The sequence below is a fragment of the Serratia sp. NGAS9 genome (assembly GCF_009905295.1).
Classification (GTDB): Bacteria; Pseudomonadota; Gammaproteobacteria; order Enterobacterales; family Enterobacteriaceae; genus Serratia; species Serratia bockelmannii.
In genome coordinates this window covers 2,751,713-2,775,011 of record NZ_CP047605.1, presented here as the reverse complement: position 1 = coordinate 2,775,011, position 23,299 = coordinate 2,751,713, and the positions used below count along the sequence as shown (strand labels likewise).

Here is a 23,299-nt window from a genome sequence, read left to right as displayed (position 1 = left end):
GAAAGGGTCGCCTCGGCGACCCTTTTTGCATTTGCGGTGTAGCGTCAGTTTATTCTTCGAAACCGACGCGGAAATTCATTTTGCCCTCAGGCAGCGCGCGCGAGTTGCCTTCCGCATCGACCGCCACATAGGTGAACACCGCTTCGGTCGCCCGGTAACGCTGGCCGATCGGGGCGGAAGAAACTTTCTTTACCCACACTTCGATATTAATGGTGATCGAGCTGCGCCCGGTGCGGATACAGTGCGCATAGCAGCAAACCACGTCGCCTACCGCCACCGGTTTCAGGAAGGTCATGCCGTCTACGCGCACCGTCACCACGCGCCCCTCGGCGATCTCTTTTGCCTGGATGGCGCCGCCGATGTCCATTTGCGACATCAGCCAGCCGCCGAAAATATCGCCGTTGGCATTGGTATCGGCCGGCATCGCCAGCGTGCGCAGCACCAGCTCGCCGCTGGGTAAAGGTCGTTGTTGTGTCATAGCAGTCTGCTTTTAAAAGGAAGGGATAACATCATACTGCCCGCGGCAAATGCCGCAGGCATTAACAATTTTGTAACTATTTTGTTTCTTCTGCCGGTACGTGCCGGTATTTGTAACTATTTTTTCTGTTCTTCCGGCATGTGCCGGTAAATATAGATACCGCTGAGGAGGGTGAAGACCAGCGTCAGTACCGTCAGGCCAAAGACTTTGAAATTGACCCAGACGCTTTGCGGCAGCCAGAAGGCGACATAGATGTTCGCCAGGCCGCAGGCCAGGAAGAAGATCGCCCAGGCTAGGTTAAGGTTGCTCCACACTTTGTCCGGCAGCGTCAGCTCTTTACCCAGCATGCGCTGAACCAGCGGTTTTTTGAGCACCCATTGGCTGATCAGCAGCGCCAGCGCGAACAGCGCGTAAATCACCGTGACCTTCCATTTGATGAACAAATCGTTGTGGAACACCAGCGTCAGGGTGCCGAATACCAGCACCATCAGGAAGGTGAGCAACGTCATCTTCTCGACCTTGCGGTATTTCACCCAGGTGAACACCAGCGCCAGCGCGGTGGCGACAATTAACGCGCCGGAAGCAACGTAAATGTCGTACAGCTTATAAAAAGCGAAAAAGACAATTAGCGGGAGGAAATCAAGAAACTGCTTCATAAATCAATCCATCATCTGTTCATCGGCCGACTATACCGGATTCGGCGAGCTCTGTGTACCGCCAGGCGTTGCCGATTATCGGCGTTTGGTCGGCGGATTTCTGCCGCGAAAGCAGGAATTTGCATAAACTTACGCAAGAAAGTGCCGGTACATTGCCAGCGCGGGCCGCAGGCCGCATAGTAAGTGTCATAATAACCAGATAATTTACCGCGGAAAACAAGCATGCAGTGGAAATCTCTCCAGGCCCTGACGCCTGGTTTGACGCATTTATTGGGCTATCAACGCAGTTGGCTCAAGCCGGATATTCGCGCCGGCCTTTCCGTCGCCGCCGTCGCCCTCCCGGTGGCCATCGCCTACGCCGAACTGGCCGGGGTCAGCCCGGTGGTGGGGCTCTACTCCTGTATCTTGCCGATGATGGCCTACGCGCTGTTCGGCTCGTCGCGCCAGCTGATCGTCGGGCCCGACGCTGCCACCTGCGCGGTGATCGCCGCAGTGGTGACGCCGCTGGCAGCGGGCAATATGGAACGCCATTGGCAACTGACCATTATGATGACCGCCATGATGGGCGGCTGGTGCCTGCTGGCCAGCCGGTTCAAGCTGGGGGCGCTGGCGGATTTGCTGTCGCGGCCGATCCTCAGTGGGCTGCTGAACGGGGTGGCGATCACCATTATTGTCGATCAGATCGGCAAGGTGTTGGGGTTTACGATGCGCCCGGCACAGCTGATCGAGCGCATCTACGCGCTGCCCGGTAACCTGCTGCACAGCGACTGGCTGACGATGGCGGTGTCGTTGCTGACGCTGGTGACGCTGCTCGGATTTAAAAAATGGCGGCCTAACTGGCCGGCGCCGCTGTTCGCTATCGTGCTGGCGGCGTTCGTGACCTGGGCGGGCGGCCTGCAGCAGCATGGCGTGGTGACGGTGGGCGGTTTCAGCGGCGTGCTGCCGATCGTCCAGTGGCCGGACTTCCAGCCCGGTTTGCTGCGCGACATGGTGATCCCGGCGCTTAACCTGGCGGTGGTGAGTTTTGTCAGCATGATGCTCACCGCCCGCAGCTTCGCCGCCAAAAACGGTTATGAGGTGAACGCCGACGCCGAGTTTCGCGCGCTGGGGCTGGTGAATATCGTCTCTGCGCTGTCGCAAGGTTTCGCCATCAGCGGCGCGGATTCGCGCACCGCGGTGAATGATGCCAACGGCGGCAAGAGCCAACTGGTGTCGATCATCGCCGCCGTGGTCATTGCCTTTGTCTTGCTGTTCCTGATGGCGCCGCTGCAGTTTATTCCGGTGGCCGGGTTGGGCGTGGTGCTGATGTATGCGGCCTGGTCGCTGCTGGACATCCGCGGCATCTGGATCTTGCGCCGTCGCAACGCGCAGGCGTTCCGCCTGGCGCTGTTTACCTTCCTCAGCGTGCTGCTGGTGGGAGTGATCAGCGGCATTGGGCTGGCGGTGTTGCTGGGGCTGATGCAGTTTCTGCGCACCGTCTTCCGGCCGACGGAACAGCTGCTGGGCGTCAACGACGAAGGCATGATCCATTCCATGGGCAATAACAATGGGGTGAAGGCGGTGCCTGGCGTCATGATGTATCGCTTCAATTCGCCGCTGACCTATTTCAACGTGGCGTATTTCAAACGCCGTATTCTCAATTTGGTCGACGGCACGCCGTTCCAGCCACGTTGGGTGGTGGTGGATGCGGTGGCCAGTTTCACCCACGCCGATATCAGCGTGCTGGCGGCCATCGACGAACTGAAACGCGACCTGTTACAGCGTAACGTAAGGCTGGTGCTGGCGGGGCGCCGCACCGAGCTGACGCGTTGGTTCCGCATCAACCGCTTAGGGCGCGACAAAGAGCTGATTTTGGTGCCGGACCTGTATCTGGCCCTGAAACTGATTCAGAGTAAGGAGCAGGCGGAAGCCGCCGTGGTGGGGTAAACAAAAAAGGGGCGCGCCGAAGCGTGCCCCTTGGTTTTTGCTTGCGCCGGCGTTAGCCGCGCAGCAGCATGTACAGACGGAACAGGTAGATCAGCAGCAGAGCAGACACCAGGTTGCTCAACGCGGTCAGTACCACGCTGGCGACGTTCGGCGTCAGTACCGACAGATGGCTCACCAAAAACAGCACCAGCAGCTTGGCCGCCAGCCACAGCATCATCGCCGGCACCAGCACGCGCGCATTGGCGAAGGCTAATTTGCTGCTCAGCTTGAGCGAAGCGAAGACGCCTTTTTTGTCGACGGAGGCGATCACCGGCGCCAGTGCGAAGGCGATAGCCATCAGCACGCCCGGCACCACAAACAGCGTCAGGCCAAGTTGGATCAGCAGGGTGCAGATAAACAGCAGCAACAACAGGCGCGGCAGATCGGGCGCCGAAGCGCCGAGCGCGCGCAGGGCGCTGGTGCGTTGCCCTTGCGACACCAGACGGATCAGCGTCAGCATCCCGCCGACCAGCAGCACGTTGCCGACCAGCGCGGAGAAGGTGGCGGCCGCCGACACTTTCAGCAACACCATCTGCTGTTCCGGCGTCATCTGCTGGATCACTTCCTGAATGCCCATGCCGGTAGAGGAAGCGAAATCGCTGGTGGTGGCAGCGAGCGTCGCCAACTGTTCGGCATCGGGGCTGAAGGCCTGATTCAGCAGCACGGAGATAAACGCCGTCAACAGCGCCAGCATCAGGATGCTGGCCAGTTGATTGCGTAAAAAGTTAAAACTGTCACGGTACAAAGCGTTGGCCGTGATAGGCATGCAGACTCCTTGGCGTCGGGAAAACAGAGATAAATCAGTGGGTGATTGTACCCTGTTCCACGCCGCTGTGGCACCCCGCGAATTGCACTACGCCTATTTCTTCAACGATCGTCGTCTCAGGCAGCGATAGCGGCAAGGGCACCGGCAAGGGGGGCAGGCCGTAGCGTTCCCGGGCGCGATCGCAGGCTTCGTTACGCAGGCCGTTTTCACCGGACTGATCGAACTCTCTGCACGGGCTGGGTCGATTGAGGTAGATCGAGCAGGACACGGCTTTGCCGATCTCGCCGTCCAGCGCGGTGCAGCGGGGGGACTTGCTGTTGGTCCCCTGCATGCAGCGCAGGAACGGGCTCAAAGGCTCCGTCAGGGAAAGGGGGACGGTGCCGCCGCCGTCTTCGGCTTCGGCCCAATAGAATGACACTCGAAAATAACCGCAGCATGCGCCGCAGCTGACACAGGGATTAAGGATTTCGCTCATCTTGATTGCCCGCCGACTCCTCACGGCACCAACCAAAACCAACACGGAAAATGAAATTACCTCAGCCGCATTTTTCTCCGCAACTGAAATTTGAACATGTAGATAATTTGCAACAAAATCGTTTTTTTGATGCAGATCAATCCTTGATTTATTAGACGGTTAGGTAACCTTGTTTTTAGTGGGATTTTAAATTTTTACACATAAGATGTGATCTCGATGGGATCACAAATACCCGAAAGTAGGTATATTCCCCCTCGAGCGATTAACCACACAAATGGAATGGATAATGAAAAAGACAACTCTGATGGTATTGGCGACGATGATGGCGCCTATGTTGGCAAGTGCGCATCAGGCCGGTGATTTCCTGTTCCGCGCGGGAACCGCGACCGTGCGTCCAAATGCAGGTTCAGACAACGTACTGGGGTTGGGCTCGCTGGATGCGAAAAACAACACCCAGCTCGGTCTGACCTTCGGTTACATGGTGACGGACAACATCGGCGTTGAGTTGTTGGCCGCAACGCCATTCCGCCACAAGGTGACGCTGGGCGGTACCGATCTGGCGACTGTTCACCAACTGCCGCCTACGCTGATGGCGCAATACTACTTCGGCGACAAGCAGGACAAACTGCGTCCTTACCTGGGCGTCGGCGTTAACTACACCACCTTCTTCGACGAGAAGTTCAACGACTACGGCAAAAGCGCCGGGTTGAGCGACCTCGATCTGAAAGATTCCTGGGGCGTGGCGGCGCAGGCCGGCCTGGATTACAACCTGGATGAGCACTGGATGCTGAACATGTCGGTGTGGTGGATGAACATCGAAACCAAAACTCGCTTCAACGATGCGAATGGTGGGCACCATAGCTTCGATACGCGTCTGGATCCGTGGGTGTTCATGTTCGGGGCGGGTTACCGCTTCTGATGAAGGCTTCAAGCAGGGAGGCGTTGCGCCTCCCTGTGTCGGTATTATTTAATCTGCATCACGTTTTCAACAGATTTCACGCCGGCTACGCCGCGTGTGACCTGCACCGCACGGTTGGCGTCATCGCTGGACGTCACGAAGCCGCTCAGCTGTACGCGCCCTTTAAAGGTTTCCACGCTAATCTCGCGTGACTTGATGTTTTTATCCGCCAGCAACGCCGATTTCACTTTGGTGGTGACCACGGTGTCATCGATATAACCGCCTGTTCCCTCTGATTTTGCCGTCGGCGCGCAAGCGCTCACCGCGACCGCCACAACGGCTGCCATGCACAAGGCCGAAAGGGTTTTAAACAGCTTCATAAATTACTCTCCATGCAATGTTATGGTTGAAATTCGCTACGGTTTTTCGCCGCAGCGAGCGCATTCCCCAAATCAAACGAAGAAATGCATAGCGAACAAAGTTCATTGTGAGACAAGACTGGGTTTTGTTCAAATTTTTGCTGTAAATAAATGGAACAAACTTTGAGGGGAAACAAGCTGTTAAAGCGAGCGCCGGCAGGGCGCTCGCTAAAGAGGATCACGCCCGGGTGGCGCGCTTCATATTGCTGACAAAGGCCGCCAGCTTAGTCAGCATCTCCGCCGGGTTGGCATGGTGCTGTTCGATGATTTTGACGATTGCCGAGCCGGAGATCGCGCCGGCGGCCCCGGCCTGCAGCGCCGCCTTCACCTGCTCGGGTTCGGAGATGCCGAAGCCCTGCAGCGGCGGCGCGGCGTGATACTCGCGCAGCTTGTTCACCAGGTGATGCAACGGCAGCTGCGCTCGGCTTTCGGTGCCGGTGACGCCGGCGCGCGACAGCAGGTAGGTGTAGCCGCGGCCGTGCGACGCGATTTCACGCAGCAGATCGTCATCGGCGTTCGGCGGGCAGATGAAGATCGGTGCGATACCGTGGCGAATGGCCGCGGCGCGGAACGGCGCAGACTCTTCAAACGGCACGTCGGCGACCAGCACCGAATCCACGCCCACTTCGGCGCAGCGTTGGTAAAACGCATCGATGCCTTTATGGAACACCAGATTGGCGTACATCAGCAGCCCAATGGGAATGGTCGGGTGCTTCTGGCGGATGGCCGCCAGCATCTCGAAGCACTGGGTCGGCGTGACGCCGGCGGCGAAAGCGCGCAGCGTCGCGCTCTGGATAGTGGGGCCATCCGCCAGCGGATCGGAGAAGGGGATGCCCAACTCCAGCGCGTCCGCACCGGCTTCGATCAGGGTGTCGATAATCTGCAGCGATAGCGTCGGATTGGGATCGCCTAACGTCACGAACGGGACGAAGGCGCCTTCCTTGCTGCTTTCCAGACGCGTGAACAGTTGCTGATAACGTTCCATCAGATTTCTCCCCGAGCTTTCAAAATGTCGTGAACGGTAAATATGTCTTTGTCGCCGCGGCCGGACAGGTTGACCACCAAGATTTGCTCTTTCTGCGGCGTTTCACGGATCATTCTCAGCGCGTGCGCCAGGGCGTGTGAGGATTCCAGCGCCGGGATAATGCCTTCATGGCGCGACAGCGCCTTGAAGGCTTCCAGCGCTTCGTCGTCGGTGATCGACACGTATTCGGCGCGGCCAGTGCTGTTCAGGTAGGCGTGCTGCGGCCCGACGGATGGGAAGTCCAGCCCGGCGGAAATCGAATAGGACTCTTCAATCTGGCCTTCGTCGGTCTGCATCATCGGCGCCTTCATGCCGAAGTAGATGCCGACGTGGCCGTGCTTGAGCGGCGCGCCGTGCTGACCGGTTTCGATACCCAGGCCGGCAGGTTCCACGCCGATAAGCCCAACGTCGGCGTCATCGATAAAATCGGCGAACATGCCGATGGCGTTGGAGCCGCCGCCGACGCAGGCGATGACCGCATCCGGCAGGCGGCCTTCGCGCTCCAGCACCTGCGCTTTGGTTTCTTCGCCGATCATGCGCTGGAATTCACGCACGATGGTGGGGTACGGGTGCGGGCCGGCGGCGGTGCCGAGCATATAGTGCGCGGTTTCATAGCTGCCGGACCAGTCGCGCAACGCTTCGTTGCAGGCGTCTTTCAGGGTGGCGGAGCCGCTGTGCACCGGGATCACTTCCGCGCCCATCAGCCGCATGCGGAACACGTTCGGCGACTGGCGCTCGACGTCTTTGGCGCCCATATAGATGCGGCATTTCAGGCCGAGCAGCGCGCAGGCCAGCGCCGACGCGACGCCGTGTTGGCCTGCGCCGGTTTCCGCGATGATCTCGGTTTTGCCCATGCGCTTGGCCAGCAACGCCTGGCCCAGCACCTGGTTGGTCTTGTGTGCGCCGCCGTGCAGCAGGTCTTCACGCTTCAGATAAAGCTTGGTGTTGCTGCCGGCGGTGAGGTTTTTGCACAGCGTCAGCGCCGTCGGGCGGCCTGCGTAGTTCTTTAGCAGATCGATGAATTCCGCCTGAAACGCCGGATCGCGCTGAGCGCTGACAAAGGCTTCTTCCAGTTGTTTCAGGGCCGGCATCAGAATTTGCGGCACATACTGGCCACCAAATTCGCCGAAGTAGGGGTTAAGCAGCGTCATGAGAGTTCCCGTTATTATCCGTTATTAATGTTGAGCCGTATTCAGTAGGCGCGCAGGGTCTGGAAGACCGAGGCCAGGCGCGCGGGATCTTTGATGCCCGGTTCGCTTTCCACGCCGGAGTTGAAGTCCAGCCCGGCGCAGCCGAGCTTGGCCGCTTCGACGCAGTTGTCGGCGCGCAGGCCGCCCGCCAGCATCACGTTAGTCAGATCTTCGTCTTGCAATACCGACCAGTCGAAGCGTTGGCCGGTGCCACCGGCACCGTTGTCGAGCAGGTAGCGATCGACATACTGCAAATCGCGCGCCGGCACCCGATCTTTCACGCTCAGCGCTTTCCAGATGCGGCAATCGGCCGGCAAACGGGCGCGCAGGGCGCTGATATAAGCCTGGTCTTCCGCGCCGTGTAATTGCACCGCGTGCAGACCGAGGCGCTCAACGGTCAACGCCACGGTCTCGACCTGGGCGTCGCAGAATACGCCGACGTACTTCAGCGGCGCGCCGGAAATCACTTCGCGGGCGCGGGTGATATCCACGTAGCGCGGGGAGCGGCCGACGAAAATCAGCCCGCCGTAGATGGCGCCCGCCTGATACGCGGCGGCGGCGTCCTGTGGGCGGGTCAGGCCGCACACTTTGTTGTCGCCCAGGATCACGCGGCGCACGGCGGCGCGCAGATCGGGTTCAGACATCAGCGCGCTGCCGATCAGAAAGCCGTTGGCGTAATGGCTCAGCTCGCGGATCTGCCCGTAGTTGTTGATGCCCGACTCGCTGATCACCGTTACGCCATGCGGCACGCGCGGCGCCAGCTCACGGGTGCGGTTCAGGTCGATGCTCAGATCGCGCAGATCGCGGTTATTGATGCCGACCACGCGCGCTTCCAGCGCGATCGCCCGCTGCAGCTCTTCTTCACTGATCACTTCGGTCAGCACGCCCATATTGAGGCTGTGGGCCACCGCGGCCAGCTGGCGGTACTGCTCGTCGGTCAACACCGACAGCATCAGCAGAATGGCGTCGGCCTGATAGTAGCGCGCCAGGTAAATCTGATACGGGTCGACGATAAAGTCTTTGCACAATACCGGCTGGCTGACGGTCTTACTGACCAGCGGCAGGAAATCGAAGCTGCCCTGGAAGTATTTCTCGTCGGTCAGCACCGAGATCGCCGAGGCGAAATCTTTATAGACCGTGGCGATCTCCACCGGATCAAAGCTCTCGCGAATCAGCCCCTTGGAAGGCGAGGCCTTCTTGCATTCGAGAATGAAAGCCGTACGGGTGCCCTGCAGCGCGTGGTAGAAGCTGCGTTCGCTCGGTACGATGTCATTCTGAAAGCCGGCCAGGGGCTGTTGCTGTTGTCGCGCCGCGATCCATTGCGCTTTGTCGCGGACAATCTTGTGTAGCACGGTTTCCTGCATCATTTATCCTCTTGCCGCCAGTGCGATGACACGCTCATAGGCCTGCCCGCTGTTGATCATATCCAGTGCCTGCCGCGCATTTTGGCGCAGGTCTTCATGTCCGAATAACTTCAGAAGCAACGCGACGTTGGCCGCGACCGCCGCGGCGTGCGCCGGCTCGCCTTTACCTTGTAACAGCCGCGCCAAAATGTCACGGTTTTCTTCCGGCGTGCCGCCCAGCAAGGCTTCCAGCGGATAGGTTTCCAATCCGAAGGACTGCGGCGTGAGCTGGTAGCTGCTGATTTCGCCGTTGTTCAATTCCGCTACGTGCGTCGGGGCGTGGATCGCCACCTCGTCCATGCCGCCACCGTGAACCACCGCCGCACGTTGATAACCCAGCACGCGCAGGGTTTCGGCAATCGGCAGCACCAGTTCCGGGCTGTATACGCCGATCAGCGCCAGCGGCGGACGCGCCGGGTTAATCAGCGGGCCCAGCACGTTGAACAGCGTGCGGGTTTTCAGCTGCTGGCGCACCGGCATGGCGTGGCGAAAACCGGTGTGGTACTGCGGCGCGAACAGGAAGCACACGCCGAGGTCGTCCAGCGCTTTGCGCGCTTCTTCCGCCGGCAGATCCAGACGGATGCCGAACGCCGCCAGCAGATCCGAAGAGCCGGAACGGCTGGAGACGCTGCGGTTGCCGTGTTTGGCGATTTTCGCGCCGCACGCCGCCGCCACAAAGGCGCTGGCGGTGGAAATATTGATGCTGTTGGTGCCGTCGCCGCCGGTGCCGACGATATCGGCGAACAGATAATCCGGGCGCGGGAACGGCTGAGCGTCGTCCAGCAGCGCTTTGGCGGCGCCGGCGATCTCTTCCGGGCGCTCGCCGCGGACTTTCATGCTGATCAGCGCGGCCGCCAGTTGGCTCGGTTCCAGTTCGCCGCGCACGATAGCGCTGAACAGCTGTTGGCTTTCCTGCTGGCTCATCGACTCGGCGCGGTACAGTTTCTCAAGAATAGGTTGCATCGTCGTGTTCCTTATATTACTTCGCCAGCGCCCAGGCGAGGGTCTGCTCAAGCAGGCGCGCGCCATGGGTGGTCAGAATCGATTCCGGGTGGAACTGGAAGCCGCACACGCGGCGGTGGTCGTCGCGCACCGCCATCACCATCTCGCCGAAATGGGCGTTGACGGTGAGATCGGCCGGGATGTTGCTGCCGACCAGCGAGTGGTAGCGCGCCACCGGCAGCGGGTTGGCCATGCCGGCGAACATGCCTTCGCCATCGTGAACGATCGCCGAGGCTTTACCGTGCAGGATCTCACCCGCCTGGCCGACCTGGCCGCCGTAGGCTTCGACGATCGCCTGGTGGCCGAGGCAGATGCCGATGATCGGCAGCCGGCCGCACAGGCGCTGCAGCAGTTCCGGCATGCAGCCCGCTTCGGACGGCGTGCCGGGGCCCGGCGACAGCATCAGCACCGGCTGGGTCATGTGCTCCAGGCGTTCGATGATCACCTCGGCGGCGATCTGGTTACGGTAAATCACCACCTGGTGGCCGCTGGCGCGCAGCTGATCGACCAGGTTGTAAGTAAAGGAGTCGACGTTGTCGAGCAACAGGATATCGGCCATCAGAACACCTCCTTGGCATGGTGCGCAGTGGCGATGGCGCGCAGCACGGCACGGGCTTTATTACGGGTTTCGTCGGCTTCCGCCTGCGGGATGGAGTCCAGTACCACGCCGGCGCCGGCCTGCACGGTGGCGATGCCGTCTTCAACGTAGGCAGAGCGAATGACGATGCAGGTATCCAGATCGCCGGTGGCGGTGAAGTAGCCCACCGCGCCGCCGTAGCTGCCGCGGCGCGTGCCTTCTGAGGCGGCGATCAGCTGCATCGCCCGCACTTTCGGCGCGCCGCTGAGGGTGCCCATGTTCATGCAGGCCTGGTAGGCGTGCAGCACGTCGAGATCGGCGCGCAGGGTGCCCACCACGCGGGAAACCAGGTGCATGACGAACGAATAGCGATCCACCTTGGTCAGGTCGGCCACGTAGCGGCTGCCGGCCTGGCAGATGCGTGCCAGATCGTTGCGCGCCAGATCGACCAGCATCAGGTGCTCGGCCAGCTCTTTGTGGTCGGTGCGCATTTCCAGCTCAATGCGGCTGTCGAGATCCAGATCCAGCGAACCGTCGGCACGGCGGCCGCGTGGGCGAGTGCCGGCGATCGGGTAGATTTCGATTTGGCGATTGCCCGCGTCGTATTTCAGCGCGCTCTCCGGCGAAGCGCCGAACAGGGTGAAGTCATCATCCTGCATGAAGAACATGTACGGGCTGGGGTTGTTGTCTTTCAAGGTCTGGTAGGCCGCCAGCGGCGCCGGGCAAGGCAGGGAGAAGCGGCGCGACGGCACCACCTGGAAAATCTCGCCCTGGCGGATCGCTTCCTGCAGCTCGCTGACCACCGCGCCGTACTCTTCGTCGCTCTGGTTACAGCTCAGCTGCATGTTTTCCAGCGTTTGGTGCGGGATCGGTTGCGGGGTTTGTTGCAACTCGGCCTGAAGTTGTTCCAGACGTTGCTGCAAACGCTGCGCTTCACTCGCTTGTTCACTGAAGACGCTGGCCTGCAGACGGGCCGTACCGCGTTGGTGATCAAGCACCAACAGCGTTTCCGCCAGATAGAAGCAGAAGTCCGGGCAGCGCTGATCCTGGCGCAGTGCCGGCAGGTCTTCGAAACCGGCGACCAAATCGTAGGCGAACAGGCCGCCCAGCATCACGGCTTCGCGCTCGTCCGCCGGTGAGTCCACCAGGGTCAGCAGCGTGCGCAGCGCGTCGAACACCGACAGTGAGCGCAGGCGGGCATCTTCGTCCTGCACCGCGTCGATCGCCGGGAAGGTCAGCTCGCGGCCGTTGGGGCGTGCCTGGTTGCGTACCTCAGGCGGCAGCGCTTCGTCCAGCAGCGGCAGCAGCGCCGCGCCGTTGGCGGTCAGTGCCTGCACGCTGACGGTGTGGCCCAGTGCGGTAATGCGCAGCGCGCTGTCGATCACCAGCAGGCTCTGCAGATTCTGTTTGCTGTTGATTTCCGCCGACTCCAGCAGCAGGGTGGCCGGACGGGCGCCGCACAGCTGGTGGAAAAGGGTGGTGGGGTCGCCCCGGTAGCTGGCTTGCGCCTTCAGCAATGTCAGTTGTGGTTTGGTGTTCATCATCGGTGGTTCCAGTGAATTCTGTCCATAAAAAAGCCCGCATCAAGTGCGGGCTCAGGAAATCTGCATTGTCAGATGACAGCTATGCGCGATTACACCGCCCGCAAGAGGGAGGTACGCCACCAACCGTGAAGAGAAATATAGTTGTTCATTTGCCGACTCTCTCTGTTAACGCTCATCTGACACGGCCGTTGCCGTGAACTTGTGTACTAGTTAACTGGTTCGTGGCGGCAAAGTCAACCCTCTTTTTGCACAATGTTTTAGCGGCCAGCGTGAATTCTATTCATCATCCGCCTGGCGCCTGCGGCCAGGGCAGAATAGATTTCCGTCCGGCCGTCGATCGCGGGTATGATAGAAAACCAAGCCATTGCCGGATAGCCGTTTTGACAGACAGTAACCCCCCATCCACCGCTTTTACTCTGTACGATCTCCACAGCCACACGACCGCCTCCGACGGTTATCTGACGCCGACGCAGCTGGTACTGCGGGCGGTCGAGATGCGTGTAGGCGTGCTGGCGATCACCGATCACGATACCACCGCCGGATTGGCCGAGGCCGCCACGGCCATTGCGGAGCAGGCGTTGCCGTTGCGGTTGGTCAACGGGGTTGAAATCTCGACGCTGTGGGAAAATCATGAAATTCATATCGTTGGGTTGGGCATGGACGTCACGCATCCGGCGCTGGTGGCACTGTTGGCGGAACAAACCGAACGCCGCAACTGGCGGGCGCAGGAGATTGGCGTGCGCCTGGGTAAAGCGCGGATCCCTGACGCCTATGCCGGCGCGCAACGGCTGGCGGGCGCCGGCGCGGTCACCCGCGGCCATTTCGCCCGTTACCTGGTGGAGCTTGGCGTGGCGAACAACATGGCGCAGGTGTTCAAGAAATACTTGGCCAAGGGCAAAACCGGCTACGTGCCGCCGCAGTGGTGTACAATAGAACAAGCCATTGATGCGATTCATCAATCGGGCGGTCAGGCGGTGATGGCGCATCCCGGCCGTTACGATCTGACCGCGAAGTGGTTGAAACGTTTACTGGCGCATTTCGCCGAACACGGCGGCGACGCCATGGAAGTGGCGCAGTGTCAGCAGGCGCCGCATGAGCGCGCGCAGCTGGCGAAATACGCGCAGGACTACCACCTGTTGGCCTCGCAAGGCTCTGATTTCCATCAACCTTGTTCGTGGATCGAACTGGGGCGCAAGCTGTGGCTGCCGGGCGGTGTCGAGCCAGTGTGGCGCGATTGGCCGCAACCGGGCCAGGCGGTCTGATTTTACGCGCGTGGCAACGCGCGCGGGCATCATTTTAGGAGCAAGTCATGAGTCAGCTTTTTTATATTCATCCGGACAACCCGCAACCGCGTTTGATTAACCAGGCGGTCGACGTGCTACGCAAGGGCGGAGTGATCGTTTATCCCACCGATTCCGGCTATGCGTTGGGTTGCATGCTGGAAGAGAAGGCGGCGATGGAGCGCATTTGCCGCATCCGTCAACTGGACGGCAACCACAACTTTACCCTGATGTGCCGCGATCTGTCCGAATTATCGACCTATGCGCACGTCGATAACACGGCCTTCCGCCTGATCAAAAACAATACGCCGGGCCACTACACGTTCATTCTGAAGGCGACCAAAGAAGTGCCGCGCCGCCTGATGAATGAAAAGCGTAAAACTATCGGCCTGCGCGTGCCCTCAAACCCGATCGCGCTGGCGCTATTGGAGGCGTTGAACGAACCGATGATGTCCACCACCCTGATGCTGCCGGGCAATGATTTTGCTGAGTCCGATCCGGAAGAGATCAGCGATCATTTGGGCAAGGTGGTCGATCTGGTGATCCACGGCGGCTTCCTCGGCCAACAGCCGACTACGGTTATCGATCTGACCGAATCCACGCCGGAAGTGGTGCGCGAAGGGGCGGGCGACGCGGCGCCTTTCCGCTGATGTAAAAGGTTGCCACCTTGCCCATTGTCTGAAAATCGGCTGAAGCGAGGCTATTTCGCGTGAAAGCCGCTATTCTTGATTACTTCAGAATTGATAATGGGCAGGATGCGCAGCAATGATTAAACAGGTTTCTTTTTTAGCGGCCTTATTATTTTCCTCAATGGCAAATGCGGGTTTTTATTCAGGCAGCGGTTTGCTGGCGGAATCCGGCGGTTACGTAAAAAATAAAAGCGGTGAAGCCACCGTGGCCGAAGCGCTGAATGGTGGCATGTTTATGGGATACGTCGCCGGCGTATTCGATACCTATTCTATGCAGGGCAATCGCAATATCTGTCCGGCTGCCGGGATGAGCATCGGCGTCGCCGCCGACGCGGTGATGAAGTATTTGAACGAGCACCCAGAGCAACTGCATTATTCCGCTCCGTCGGTGATCATGCTGGCATTAAGCGCTGCCTATCCCTGCGTGCGCCATTAAGTTCCCGTTCCAATTAGTGCGCATTTTTTCTTAAGGTGCGCTCGGGGCGCATTCCGCACGAACTTCAATAGATCAATGCCTGCTGCGCTGTCACCTTATTCCCGTCGGTATTTCCCGAACGGGTCGGGGAGAGACGCGCAGGAGGTAATATGACCGCATTTCACAGTGCCAACATGATGCTCGACTATCAGGATATCGGCTCAGGGCCGCTCACGCTGGTGCTGTTGCCCGGCTGGTGCGAACCGAAAACCGTGTTCGAGCCGTTCATTGCTTTGGCGGCCGAACGTTATCGGGTGATCAGCATCGACTGGCGGGGCCATGGCCTGTCGTCGAAAGCCGCGGAGATGTCGCTGACGGCGGACGATTTGCTGGAGGATGTGCGCCAACTGCTGACGGCGCTGCGTTTGGATAACGTGGTCACCCTGTCGGTGGCGCACGCCAGCTGGCTGGCGGTAGCGTTGGCTGAAGCGTTGCCGCAGAGGGTGCAGGGCATGGTGTTTCTCGACTGGATCATGACGCAGCCGGAACCGGCGTTCTTTACGGCGGTGAGGCGCATGCAGGAGCCGCAGCAGTGGCTGGCGGCGCGCGACGCCTTGTTCGACTTCTGGCAGGGCGGCATCCGCCACGATCGGGTCAAACGCCATCTGGAGGTTGAGATGGCGCAGGAAGATTACCGGCTCTGGCGTGCCGCCGGCGTGGCCATCGAACAGGCCTATCGGCAATTCGGCTCACCGCTGCAACGCCTGGCGGGAATGAGCGCACCGCCGCCGTGCCGGCACATCTACTCGTTGGATCGCCGTGACGACTATCTGCGGCAACAGCAGGCCTTTGCCGCCGAGCAGCCGTTTTTCTCCGTGGTGCGTCTCGGGGAGGCCCGTACTCACCTCGGCATTCTGGAACGGCCTGACTCGGTGCTGTGGGCTGTGGAGGATTTTTTGGCGCCGTGAACGCCGTCTGAAGGGGGGCACCGCCGATAAAGTGGGTTTCAACACCTTAGAAAGCCTGTATAATACACGGTTCGATCCTGATAAACGTATTATGACCGTCGTGGCTGTTGGCCACGACGGTATCCCCCCGACGCCTGTGAAGGCGACATTAGAGGTTGCTCAATGAGCGAAAAGTTACAGAAAGTATTAGCGCGCGCCGGGCATGGCTCGCGTCGTGAAATCGAAACCATGATTGAAGCCGGGCGCGTCAGCGTCGACGGCAAGGTCGCCAAGCTGGGCGACCGCGTTGAAGTGACCCCGGCGATGAAAATTCGTCTGGATGGCCATGTCCTGTCGATCAAAGAATCCGAAGAGGTGGTTTGCCGGGTGCTGGCTTACTACAAACCGGAAGGCGAGCTGTGTACCCGCAGCGATCCTGAAGGCCGCCCGACGGTGTTCGATCGCTTGCCGAAGCTGCGCGGTTCACGCTGGGTGGCGGTAGGGCGACTGGACGTCAACACCTCCGGTCTGCTGCTGTTCACCACCGATGGCGAACTGGCCAACCGTCTGATGCATCCAAGCCGTGAAGTGGAACGTGAGTACGCGGTACGCGTGTTCGGCCAGGTTGACGATGCGAAAGTGAAGCAGCTGAGCAAGGGCGTGCAATTGGAAGACGGCCCGGCCGCCTTCCGCACTATCAGCTTCCAGGGCGGTGAAGGCCTCAACCAGTGGTACAACGTGACCCTGACCGAAGGCCGCAACCGTGAAGTGCGTCGCCTGTGGGAAGCGGTGGGCGTGCAGGTGAGCCGCCTGATCCGCGTGCGTTACGGCGACATCGATCTGCCGAAAGGCCTGCCGCGCGGCGGCTGGGCCGAACTGGACCTGCCGGCGATCAACTACCTGCGCGAGCTGGTGGAACTGAAGCCGGAAACGGTCAGCAAAATGCCGGTGGAGCGTGAGCGCCGCCGCGTGAAGGCTAACCAGATCCGCCGTGCGGTCAAGCGCCACTCGCAGGTAGCCGGCAGCGGCCGCCGCAGCGCGCCTGGCAGCAAACCGGGTAAACCGGGCAAGCCAAGCAAACGCAGCTAATCCCTCATTCTGGCCCCGTTCGGGGCCAGAACTTTTTGTTACCAATCGATCCCTTGTTGCGCCTTCACGCCTGCGTCGAACGCGTGTTTCACCGGTCGCATCTCCGTGACCGTATCAGCCAGTTCCAATAGATCGCGATGGCAACCGCGCCCGGTCAGGATCACCGTTTGGTGCACAGGGCGCCGTAGGAGCGCTTCCTTCAACTCGTCCAGTTCCAGATAGCCGTAGGTCAGCATGTAGGTCACTTCGTCCAGCAGCACCAGGTCCAGGCTGCTGTCGGCCAGCATGCGTTTACCGTGCTGCCACACCGCCTGGCAGGCGGCGGTGTCGCCGGCCTTGTTCTGCGTCTCCCAGGTGAAACCGGTGGCCATTACCTGAAATTCAACGCCGTGTTGCTGTAGCAGATTCTTTTCGCCATTGGGCCATTCGCCCTTGATGAACTGGATCACCCCGGCGCGCATGCCGTGGCCAACCGCCCGGGTGACGGTGCCGAAGGCGGCGGTGGTTTTACCCTTGCCGTTACCGGTAAACACCAGCAGCAGGCCGCGAGTATCCTGCGCCGCGGCGATGCGCGCATCAACCTGTTCTTTCAGGCGCTGCTGGCGCTGTTGATGACGATCTTCCGCCATGAAACGCTCCTTATTATTCGGCCGCGCCGGGTTTACGATTCGGCTGCGCGTCGAAGCTCATGCCAGTTTTGCGGCGGCTGTCCTCGCCCATCAGATACAGGTACAACGGCATGATATCGGCGGGGGTCTTCAGTTTGTTCTTGTCTTCGTGTGGGAAGGCGGATGCGCGCATTTTGGTGCGGGTGCCACCCGGATTGATGCAGTTCACCCGCAAATTGCGAGTTTTGTACTCGTCGGCCAATACCTGCATCATGCCCTCGGTGGCGAACTTCGACACCGCATAGGCACCCCAGTCTGCGCGGCCGGTACGCCCGACGCTGGAGCTGGTGAACACCAGCGAACCGGCGTGGGATTTCAGCAGCAGCGGCAGCAGCGCCTGAGTCAGCATAAAGGTGGCGTTGACGTTAACCTGCATCACCTCTTGCCACATGGTTATCGACAGCTCGGCCATCGGCGCGATGTCGCCGAGCAGGCCGGCGTTGTGCAGCACGCCGTCAAGGCGGGGGATCTGGCTAGCCAGATCGTCGGCTATCTGCCGGCATTGCTCCTGAGTGGCGTGCAGCAAGTCCAGCGTCACTACCAAGGCCGGGGCGCCGCCCTGGGCCGCAATTTCTTGTTGTACCGCCAGCAGTTTGCTCTCGGTACGGCCCAGCAGCACCAGTTGGGCACCGAAGCGCGCGTAGGTCAGCGCCGCTTCACGGCCGATGCCGTCACCGGCGCCGGTAACTAAAATGATACGTTGTTCGAGCAGGTCTTGTTTGGGTTGGTAATGCACGATACATCCTCGCCTGGGTGGCTGTTCTCCCGCGAATATCTGGGAGCAAGGGTGAAACGCGCGGCCGGGGCGGGAGCAAAGGCTCGACCGTCTGCGGGCCGCGCAGCGAATCCGTCTCATCGTATTGATGAATAATGGGTGTTATATGCCTTAATCCGCGGGCATTTTCAATGCGTAGCAGGCTGAAATGGCATTCTTTTGTAACAAAAGCGCGGCAGCGGCGGCTTGGTTCGACCGTAAATCGTCCCCATAGTGATGCTCCGTGCGCAATGAATTTTCATTTAGCCGCGACAGCAGCCGCTGCGGTTGGCTAGAATGGAAAGAAGTATACTAACAACCTGTAAATAAAGGCGGAATCTGTGGAGTTTATATCTGTTTATGGCCTGTTTCTGGCCAAGGTCGCCACGGTGGTGCTCGCCATCGCCGCGTTGGCCATATTGGCGGTCAGCCTGGGGCAACGCAAGAGCCGCCAAAAAGGGGAGTTGCAGCTGACCGACCTCGGCGAACAGTATCGCGAGATGCAGCGCGATATGCGCCTGGCGCGCATGGATGCCGCCGAGCAGAAGGTCTGGCTGAAACAGTTCAAGAAGCAGACCAAATCTGATGACAAATTGAAGAAGCAGCGCGCCAAGTCCGGCGCGGTGGAAGTGGCCAAGCCGTGCCTGTATGTGCTGGATTTCAAAGGCAGCATGGACGCGCACGAGGTGACGTCGTTGCGTGAAGAGATCTCGGCGGTGCTGGCGGTGGCGTCGGCGCAGGATGAAGTCCTGCTGCGCCTGGAAAGCCCTGGCGGGGTGGTGCATGGCTATGGCCTGGCGGCCTCGCAGTTGGAGCGCCTGCGCAAGGGCGGCATTCGCCTGACGGTAGCGGTGGATAAAGTGGCGGCCAGCGGCGGCTACATGATGGCCTGCGTCGCGGATCGCATCGTGGCGGCACCGTTCGCCATCATCGGTTCCATCGGCGTGGTGGCGCAGATCCCGAACTTCCACCGCCTGCTGAAAAAGAATGACATCGACGTGGAGCTGCACACCGCCGGGCAGTTCAAACGCACGCTGACGCTGTTCGGTGAAAACACCGAGCAAGGGCGCGAGAAGTTTCGTGAAGATCTGAACGAAACCCACGAGCTGTTCAAGCGCTTCGTGCATGAGCAGCGCCCGTCGCTGGATATCGATAGCGTCGCCACCGGTGAGCACTGGTTCGGTTCTCAGGCCAAAGAAAAGGGGCTGATCGACGCCATCGGCACCAGCGACGATTTGCTGATCGCCGAGTTGGATAACCACGAAGTGATCGCCGTGCGCTACGCGCGCCGCAAACGCCTGATGGATCGCTTCACCGGCAGCGCGGCGGAAAGCGTCGATCGTTTGCTGTTGCGCTGGTGGCAGCGTGGGGAAAAGCCGTTGTTGTAACGGCGATGAGAGCAGGAATCAACGGGGGCCAGGTGCCCCCGTTTTCTTTACTCAATCGACCAGGTGGTATTTTTCCGAAAGCAGATGGGCCAAATGTTTAAACATATTAAATACCGCGGTGGTTTTGGCGGTGGGCAATCCGTCGGCATCCAAAAAGTATTCGCCTCGAAAAACTAAAACGCCGCTTTTTTGTTCAACGTCGGTGGCGATCATGCCGTGCAGATAATCTTCGTGTTGGCGGATGATGTTATTTGCTTCCGCCAGTAGGGCCTCGCGGCCGATAGGTGCAGTATTCTTGTGCATTTATTAGACTCCAAACAAAAAACGCTGCGCATATTCTAACGCCGGTTCGCTTTTATCCGCAAACCGACTAAGGTTTATTTGCCGTCTGGATGGCCATGGGCGGCCGCCGGTTGGCGAAATCTGCCTTTCCGTGCTAATTAGGTTGCGTGACGCTTTTTATCAGGTACAGTGTGGGATTTTGCGGCGTCGGGTGGAAGGTTTTGTTTACGCCATGAATAAAACTCACACAGCCATACTTCTGGGGCATGGGTGAATAGCAGGCAGGATCAACAACTTGCGTTCAGGTTGAGCAATTGGGCAACCAAAAGAAAAAAATCTGTTGATCTCTTGCCAGACTGCCGCAATATAAAAAAAGAGACACGAATTGCCGCGGCACGGCGAGATAAAAGACTTCTTTTTAGAAGAAATAAATTAGGTAAAGGTAAATATGGGTAAAGCTCTCGTAATAGTTGAGTCCCCGGCAAAAGCCAAAACTATTAATAAATATTTAGGAAGTGACTACGTGGTGAAGTCCAGCGTCGGTCATATCCGTGATTTGCCGACCAGTGGCTCAGCCAGCAAAAAGAGCGCTGACTCAACCGAAGACAAAGCCAAGAAAAAAGTTAAAAAAGATGAGAAGGCGGCGCTGGTAAATCGCATGGGCGTCGACCCTTACCACGGCTGGAAAGCGCATTATGAAATCCTGCCGGGTAAAGAAAAAGTGGTCGCCGAGTTAAAATCGTTGGCGGAAAACGCCGACCACATTTATCTCGCAACCGACCTTGACCGCGAAGGGGAAGCCATCGCCTGGCACCTGCGGGAAGTGATCGGTGGGGATGACAAACGCTTTAGCCGCGTGGTGTTTAACGAAATCACCAAAAACGCAATCCAACAGGCGTTCAAACAGCCGGGCGAGCTGAACATTGACCGCGTCAACGCGCAGCAGGCACGCCGGTTTATGGACCGCGTGGTGGGCTATATGGTCTCGCCGCTGCTGTGGAAGAAAATCGCCCGCGGCCTGTCCGCCGGCCGCGTGCAGTCGGTGGCGGTGCGTCTGGTGGTTGAGCGCGAACGAGACATCAAGGCGTTCGTGCCGGAAGAGTACTGGGAACTGCATGCCGATCTGCTGGCGAAGGGTGAAACCGCGCTGCAGATGGAAGTGACTCACGCGCACGACAAACCGTTCAAGCCGGTCAACCGCGAGCAGACTCACGCCGCGGTCAAGCTGCTGGAAAAAGCCCGCTACACGGTGCTGGATCGCGAAGATAAACCGACCAGCAGCAAGCCGGGCGCGCCTTTCATTACCTCCACGCTGCAACAGGCCGCCAGCACTCGCCTGAGCTTCGGCGTGAAGAAAACCATGATGATGGCGCAACGGCTGTATGAAGCCGGCCACATCACCTATATGCGTACCGATTCCACCAACCTGAGCCAGGATGCGCTCAACATGGTGCGTGGCTACATCGGTGACAACTTCGGCGACAAATACCTGCCGAAGGCGCCGAATCAGTACAGCAGCAAAGAGAATTCGCAGGAAGCGCACGAAGCGATCCGTCCTTCGGACGTGAACGTGCTCGCCGAGCAGTTGAAAGACATGGAGGCGGACGCGCAGAAGCTGTATCAGCTGATCTGGCGCCAGTTCGTTGCCTGCCAGATGACACCGGCGCAATACGATTCCACCACGCTGACGGTGAAAGCCGGCGATTATCAACTGCGCGCCAAGGGCCGTACGCTGCGCTTTGACGGCTGGACCAAGGTGATGCCGGCGCTGCGCAAGGGCGATGAAGATCGCACTCTGCCATACGTCGAAATCGGCAGCGAACTTGATCTGCAGAAACTGATCCCAAGCCAGCACTTCACCAAGCCGCCGGCGCGCTACAGCGAAGCCTCACTGGTGAAAGAGCTGGAAAAACGCGGTATCGGCCGTCCGTCCACCTACGCCTCCATCATCTCGACCATTCAGGATCGCGGTTATGTGCGGGTGGAAAGCCGCCGCTTCTATGCCGAGAAAATGGGCGAGATCGTCACCGATCGCCTGGAAGAGAACTTCCGCGAGCTGATGAACTATGACTTCACCGCGCGCATGGAAGACGGCCTTGATGAGGTCGCCAACAACCAGGCCGAGTGGAAAGCGGTGTTGGACGAATTCTTCGTCGACTTCAGCGAGCAGCTGGAAACGGCGGAGAAGGATCCGGAAGAAGGCGGCATGCGGCCTAACCAGATGGTGATGACCAGCATTGACTGCCCGACCTGCGGCCGCAAGATGGGCATCCGTACCGCCAGCACCGGTGTGTTCCTCGGCTGTTCCGGCTACGCGCTGCCGCCGAAGGAGCGTTGCAAAACCACCATCAACCTGGTGCCTGAAGCGGAAGTGCTCAACATCCTCGAAGGCGACGACGCGGAAACCAACGCGCTGCGCGCACGCCGCCGCTGCCAGAAATGCGGTACGGCGATGGACAGCTATCTGATCGACAACCAGCGTAAGCTGCACGTCTGCGGTAACAACCCGGCGTGTGACGGTTATGAGATCGAAGAGGGCGAGTTCCGTCTGAAAGGCTATGACGGCCCGGTGGTGGAGTGCGACAAATGCGGCTCGGAAATGCACCTGAAAATGGGGCGCTTCGGCAAGTACATGGGCTGCACCAACGAGAACTGCAAAAACACCCGTAAGATCCTGCGTAACGGCGATGTCGCGCCGCCGAAGGAAGATCCGGTACCGTTGCCAGAGCTGCCGTGCGAGAAGTCCGACGCCTATTTCGTGCTGCGTGACGGCGCTGCCGGCGTGTTCCTGGCGGCCAATACCTTCCCTAAATCGCGCGAAACCCGTGCGCCGCTGGTGGAAGAGCTGGCTCGCTTCAAGGATCGTCTGCCGGAGAAACTGCGTTATCTGGCCGATGCGCCGGTCGCGGATGCCGAAGGCAATAAAACGCTGGTGCGTTTCAGCCGTAAAACCAAGCAGCAGTACGTCTCCTCTGAAAAAGACGGCAAGGCGACCGGTTGGTCTGCGTTCTACGTGGACGGCAAGTGGGTTGAAGGCAAGAAGTAAGGCTGATGTCCTGCCTGTAAGATGAAAAACCAGCCCTGGCGGCTGGTTTTTTATTGGTGAAAAGGGGCAAACGGATCTATCCTTTGCTGTTTTTATCCCTCCGTTACCGTCGTTTCACGTTGATACCAATGCAAAATAATCGTTATCATAGTGTGACGCGGATCTATACTTGAAGCTGCAACGTGGTATAGTGGTTATATAAAAAGTTTTTTTATTATTAAAGCTTATTAACAACGGCGCTTTCTTCACCATCAGGGTAGAACACGGTGTTTATGGCTTGTGAGTTTCAGCATACCGGGGCGACACCGATATACCTGGCTGCGGGTAAGCCGCAGTGTTTAACC

Annotated in this window: 21 protein-coding genes, 1 pseudogene and 1 other annotated feature; of the genes and pseudogenes, 9 read left to right on the top strand and 13 right to left on the bottom strand. The window is 59.4% G+C overall.

Annotation, left to right across the window (positions count from 1 at the left end; translation table 11 throughout):
* Nucleotides 1-49: 49 nt before the first annotated feature.
* Complete coding sequence (gene yciA, locus GUC32_RS13275; protein ID WP_004932085.1) at nucleotides 50-478, bottom strand: acyl-CoA thioester hydrolase YciA; 429 nt, start codon at nucleotides 476-478, stop codon at nucleotides 50-52.
* Nucleotides 479-594: 116 nt separating this feature from the next.
* Nucleotides 595-1,134, bottom strand: coding sequence for a septation protein A (locus GUC32_RS13270; protein WP_193402299.1), 540 nt, complete (start codon nucleotides 1,132-1,134; stop codon nucleotides 595-597).
* A gap of 222 nt (nucleotides 1,135-1,356) precedes the next feature.
* Between GUC32_RS13270 and GUC32_RS13265 the strand changes: the two genes are divergently transcribed.
* Nucleotides 1,357-3,060 carry a SulP family inorganic anion transporter gene (locus tag GUC32_RS13265; protein WP_346411598.1) on the top strand — a complete coding sequence of 568 codons (1,704 nt, stop codon included), beginning with the start codon at nucleotides 1,357-1,359 and terminating at the stop codon, nucleotides 3,058-3,060.
* 52 nt (nucleotides 3,061-3,112) lie between these two features.
* Here the strand turns inward: GUC32_RS13265 and GUC32_RS13260 are convergent, their stop codons facing one another.
* Nucleotides 3,113-3,865: a YciC family protein gene (locus tag GUC32_RS13260; RefSeq protein ID WP_016927513.1), complete on the bottom strand. Its 753-nt coding sequence runs from the start codon at nucleotides 3,863-3,865 to the stop codon at nucleotides 3,113-3,115.
* A gap of 34 nt (nucleotides 3,866-3,899) precedes the next feature.
* Nucleotides 3,900-4,340, bottom strand: a complete 441-nt coding sequence (locus GUC32_RS13255; RefSeq protein ID WP_025303054.1) for a YkgJ family cysteine cluster protein — start codon at nucleotides 4,338-4,340, stop codon at nucleotides 3,900-3,902.
* Between the two features lie 286 nt (nucleotides 4,341-4,626).
* Here GUC32_RS13255 and ompW point away from each other — a divergent pair, with 286 nt between their 5' ends.
* Nucleotides 4,627-5,259, top strand: coding sequence for an outer membrane protein OmpW (gene ompW, locus GUC32_RS13250; RefSeq protein WP_016927514.1), 633 nt, complete (start codon nucleotides 4,627-4,629; stop codon nucleotides 5,257-5,259).
* Between the two features lie 44 nt (nucleotides 5,260-5,303).
* Here ompW and GUC32_RS13245 read toward each other — a convergent pair whose 3' ends face one another.
* From GUC32_RS13245 to GUC32_RS13220, 6 genes and pseudogenes are all read right to left on the bottom strand, one after another.
* Entirely contained in the window at nucleotides 5,304-5,618 is a 315-nt protein-coding gene (locus GUC32_RS13245) for a BON domain-containing protein (protein ID WP_025303053.1), read from the bottom strand.
* Between the two features lie 217 nt (nucleotides 5,619-5,835).
* Nucleotides 5,836-6,642 carry a tryptophan synthase subunit alpha gene (trpA, locus tag GUC32_RS13240; RefSeq protein WP_025303052.1) on the bottom strand — a complete coding sequence of 269 codons (807 nt, stop codon included), beginning with the start codon at nucleotides 6,640-6,642 and terminating at the stop codon, nucleotides 5,836-5,838.
* Nucleotides 6,642-7,832 (bottom strand): tryptophan synthase subunit beta, encoded by a 1,191-nt coding sequence (trpB, locus tag GUC32_RS13235; protein ID WP_025303051.1) that lies wholly within the window; start codon nucleotides 7,830-7,832, stop codon nucleotides 6,642-6,644. Before trpB ends, trpA begins: the two co-directional genes overlap by 1 nt.
* A 41-nt stretch (nucleotides 7,833-7,873) precedes the next feature.
* Nucleotides 7,874-9,235, bottom strand: coding sequence for a bifunctional indole-3-glycerol-phosphate synthase TrpC/phosphoribosylanthranilate isomerase TrpF (trpCF, locus tag GUC32_RS13230; protein WP_099817284.1), 1,362 nt, complete (start codon nucleotides 9,233-9,235; stop codon nucleotides 7,874-7,876).
* A gap of 3 nt (nucleotides 9,236-9,238) precedes the next feature.
* Nucleotides 9,239-10,835 (bottom strand): annotated as a pseudogene (trpD, locus tag GUC32_RS13225) (bifunctional anthranilate synthase glutamate amidotransferase component TrpG/anthranilate phosphoribosyltransferase TrpD).
* Nucleotides 10,835-12,397: an anthranilate synthase component 1 gene (locus GUC32_RS13220; protein WP_301480310.1), complete on the bottom strand. Its 1,563-nt coding sequence runs from the start codon at nucleotides 12,395-12,397 to the stop codon at nucleotides 10,835-10,837. The pseudogene trpD and the gene GUC32_RS13220 overlap by 1 nt, the downstream one beginning before the upstream one ends.
* Before the next feature lie 24 nt (nucleotides 12,398-12,421).
* Nucleotides 12,422-12,525, bottom strand: a sequence feature (Trp leader region).
* A 252-nt stretch (nucleotides 12,526-12,777) separates the two neighbouring features.
* On the opposite strand from GUC32_RS13220, the gene GUC32_RS13215 reads away from it, so the two are divergent.
* From GUC32_RS13215 to rluB, 5 genes are all read left to right on the top strand, one after another.
* Entirely contained in the window at nucleotides 12,778-13,659 is an 882-nt protein-coding gene (locus tag GUC32_RS13215) for a PHP domain-containing protein (RefSeq protein ID WP_043142502.1), read from the top strand.
* A 47-nt stretch (nucleotides 13,660-13,706) separates the two neighbouring features.
* Entirely contained in the window at nucleotides 13,707-14,327 is a 621-nt protein-coding gene (locus tag GUC32_RS13210) for an L-threonylcarbamoyladenylate synthase (protein WP_025303045.1), read from the top strand.
* Between the two features lie 115 nt (nucleotides 14,328-14,442).
* Entirely contained in the window at nucleotides 14,443-14,802 is a 360-nt protein-coding gene (locus tag GUC32_RS13205; RefSeq protein ID WP_025303044.1) for a Rap1a/Tai family immunity protein, read from the top strand.
* 149 nt (nucleotides 14,803-14,951) lie between these two features.
* Entirely contained in the window at nucleotides 14,952-15,749 is a 798-nt protein-coding gene (locus GUC32_RS13200) for an alpha/beta fold hydrolase (protein WP_089180982.1), read from the top strand.
* A 162-nt stretch (nucleotides 15,750-15,911) separates the two neighbouring features.
* A complete protein-coding gene (rluB, locus tag GUC32_RS13195) occupies nucleotides 15,912-16,817 on the top strand; it encodes a 23S rRNA pseudouridine(2605) synthase RluB (RefSeq protein ID WP_025303042.1) in 906 nt (301 codons plus the stop codon).
* A gap of 38 nt (nucleotides 16,818-16,855) precedes the next feature.
* Here rluB and cobO read toward each other — a convergent pair whose 3' ends face one another.
* Complete coding sequence (gene cobO, locus GUC32_RS13190) at nucleotides 16,856-17,446, bottom strand: cob(I)yrinic acid a,c-diamide adenosyltransferase (protein WP_025303041.1); 591 nt, start codon at nucleotides 17,444-17,446, stop codon at nucleotides 16,856-16,858.
* A gap of 13 nt (nucleotides 17,447-17,459) precedes the next feature.
* Nucleotides 17,460-18,221 (bottom strand): YciK family oxidoreductase, encoded by a 762-nt coding sequence (locus GUC32_RS13185; RefSeq protein WP_197822943.1) that lies wholly within the window; start codon nucleotides 18,219-18,221, stop codon nucleotides 17,460-17,462.
* 359 nt (nucleotides 18,222-18,580) lie between these two features.
* On the opposite strand from GUC32_RS13185, the gene sohB reads away from it, so the two are divergent.
* Nucleotides 18,581-19,627 carry a protease SohB gene (sohB, locus tag GUC32_RS13180; RefSeq protein ID WP_167324352.1) on the top strand — a complete coding sequence of 349 codons (1,047 nt, stop codon included), beginning with the start codon at nucleotides 18,581-18,583 and terminating at the stop codon, nucleotides 19,625-19,627.
* A gap of 51 nt (nucleotides 19,628-19,678) precedes the next feature.
* On the opposite strand, the gene GUC32_RS13175 is transcribed toward sohB, so the two are convergent.
* Nucleotides 19,679-19,930: a YciN family protein gene (locus tag GUC32_RS13175; RefSeq protein WP_033650243.1), complete on the bottom strand. Its 252-nt coding sequence runs from the start codon at nucleotides 19,928-19,930 to the stop codon at nucleotides 19,679-19,681.
* A 427-nt stretch (nucleotides 19,931-20,357) separates the two neighbouring features.
* Here GUC32_RS13175 and topA point away from each other — a divergent pair, with 427 nt between their 5' ends.
* Nucleotides 20,358-22,955: a type I DNA topoisomerase gene (gene topA, locus GUC32_RS13170; protein ID WP_004930691.1), complete on the top strand. Its 2,598-nt coding sequence runs from the start codon at nucleotides 20,358-20,360 to the stop codon at nucleotides 22,953-22,955.
* The last annotated feature ends 344 nt before the right edge of the window (nucleotides 22,956-23,299 follow it).

Bases quoted from the DNA above. Each gene is read 5' to 3' on its own strand.
- GUC32_RS13205 (WP_025303044.1), top strand. From the start codon at position 14,443: ATGATTAAACAGGTTTCTTTTTTAGCGGCCTTATTATTTTCCTCAATG.
- trpA (WP_025303052.1), bottom strand. From the start codon at position 6,642: ATGGAACGTTATCAGCAACTGTTCACGCGTCTGGAAAGCAGCAAGGAA.
- GUC32_RS13200 (WP_089180982.1), top strand. From the start codon at position 14,952: ATGACCGCATTTCACAGTGCCAACATGATGCTCGACTATCAGGATATC.
- GUC32_RS13260 (WP_016927513.1), bottom strand. From the start codon at position 3,865: ATGCCTATCACGGCCAACGCTTTGTACCGTGACAGTTTTAACTTTTTA.
- GUC32_RS13265 (WP_346411598.1), top strand. From the start codon at position 1,357: ATGCAGTGGAAATCTCTCCAGGCCCTGACGCCTGGTTTGACGCATTTA.
- trpCF (WP_099817284.1), bottom strand. From the start codon at position 9,235: ATGCAGGAAACCGTGCTACACAAGATTGTCCGCGACAAAGCGCAATGG.
- yciA (WP_004932085.1), bottom strand. From the start codon at position 478: ATGACACAACAACGACCTTTACCCAGCGGCGAGCTGGTGCTGCGCACG.
- rluB (WP_025303042.1), top strand. From the start codon at position 15,912: ATGAGCGAAAAGTTACAGAAAGTATTAGCGCGCGCCGGGCATGGCTCG.
- trpB (WP_025303051.1), bottom strand. From the start codon at position 7,832: ATGACGCTGCTTAACCCCTACTTCGGCGAATTTGGTGGCCAGTATGTG.
- ompW (WP_016927514.1), top strand. From the start codon at position 4,627: ATGAAAAAGACAACTCTGATGGTATTGGCGACGATGATGGCGCCTATG.
- cobO (WP_025303041.1), bottom strand. From the start codon at position 17,446: ATGGCGGAAGATCGTCATCAACAGCGCCAGCAGCGCCTGAAAGAACAG.
- GUC32_RS13245 (WP_025303053.1), bottom strand. From the start codon at position 5,618: ATGAAGCTGTTTAAAACCCTTTCGGCCTTGTGCATGGCAGCCGTTGTG.
- GUC32_RS13220 (WP_301480310.1), bottom strand. From the start codon at position 12,397: ATGATGAACACCAAACCACAACTGACATTGCTGAAGGCGCAAGCCAGC.
- GUC32_RS13175 (WP_033650243.1), bottom strand. From the start codon at position 19,930: ATGCACAAGAATACTGCACCTATCGGCCGCGAGGCCCTACTGGCGGAA.
- topA (WP_004930691.1), top strand. From the start codon at position 20,358: ATGGGTAAAGCTCTCGTAATAGTTGAGTCCCCGGCAAAAGCCAAAACT.
- GUC32_RS13210 (WP_025303045.1), top strand. From the start codon at position 13,707: ATGAGTCAGCTTTTTTATATTCATCCGGACAACCCGCAACCGCGTTTG.
- GUC32_RS13270 (WP_193402299.1), bottom strand. From the start codon at position 1,134: ATGAAGCAGTTTCTTGATTTCCTCCCGCTAATTGTCTTTTTCGCTTTT.
- GUC32_RS13255 (WP_025303054.1), bottom strand. From the start codon at position 4,340: ATGAGCGAAATCCTTAATCCCTGTGTCAGCTGCGGCGCATGCTGCGGT.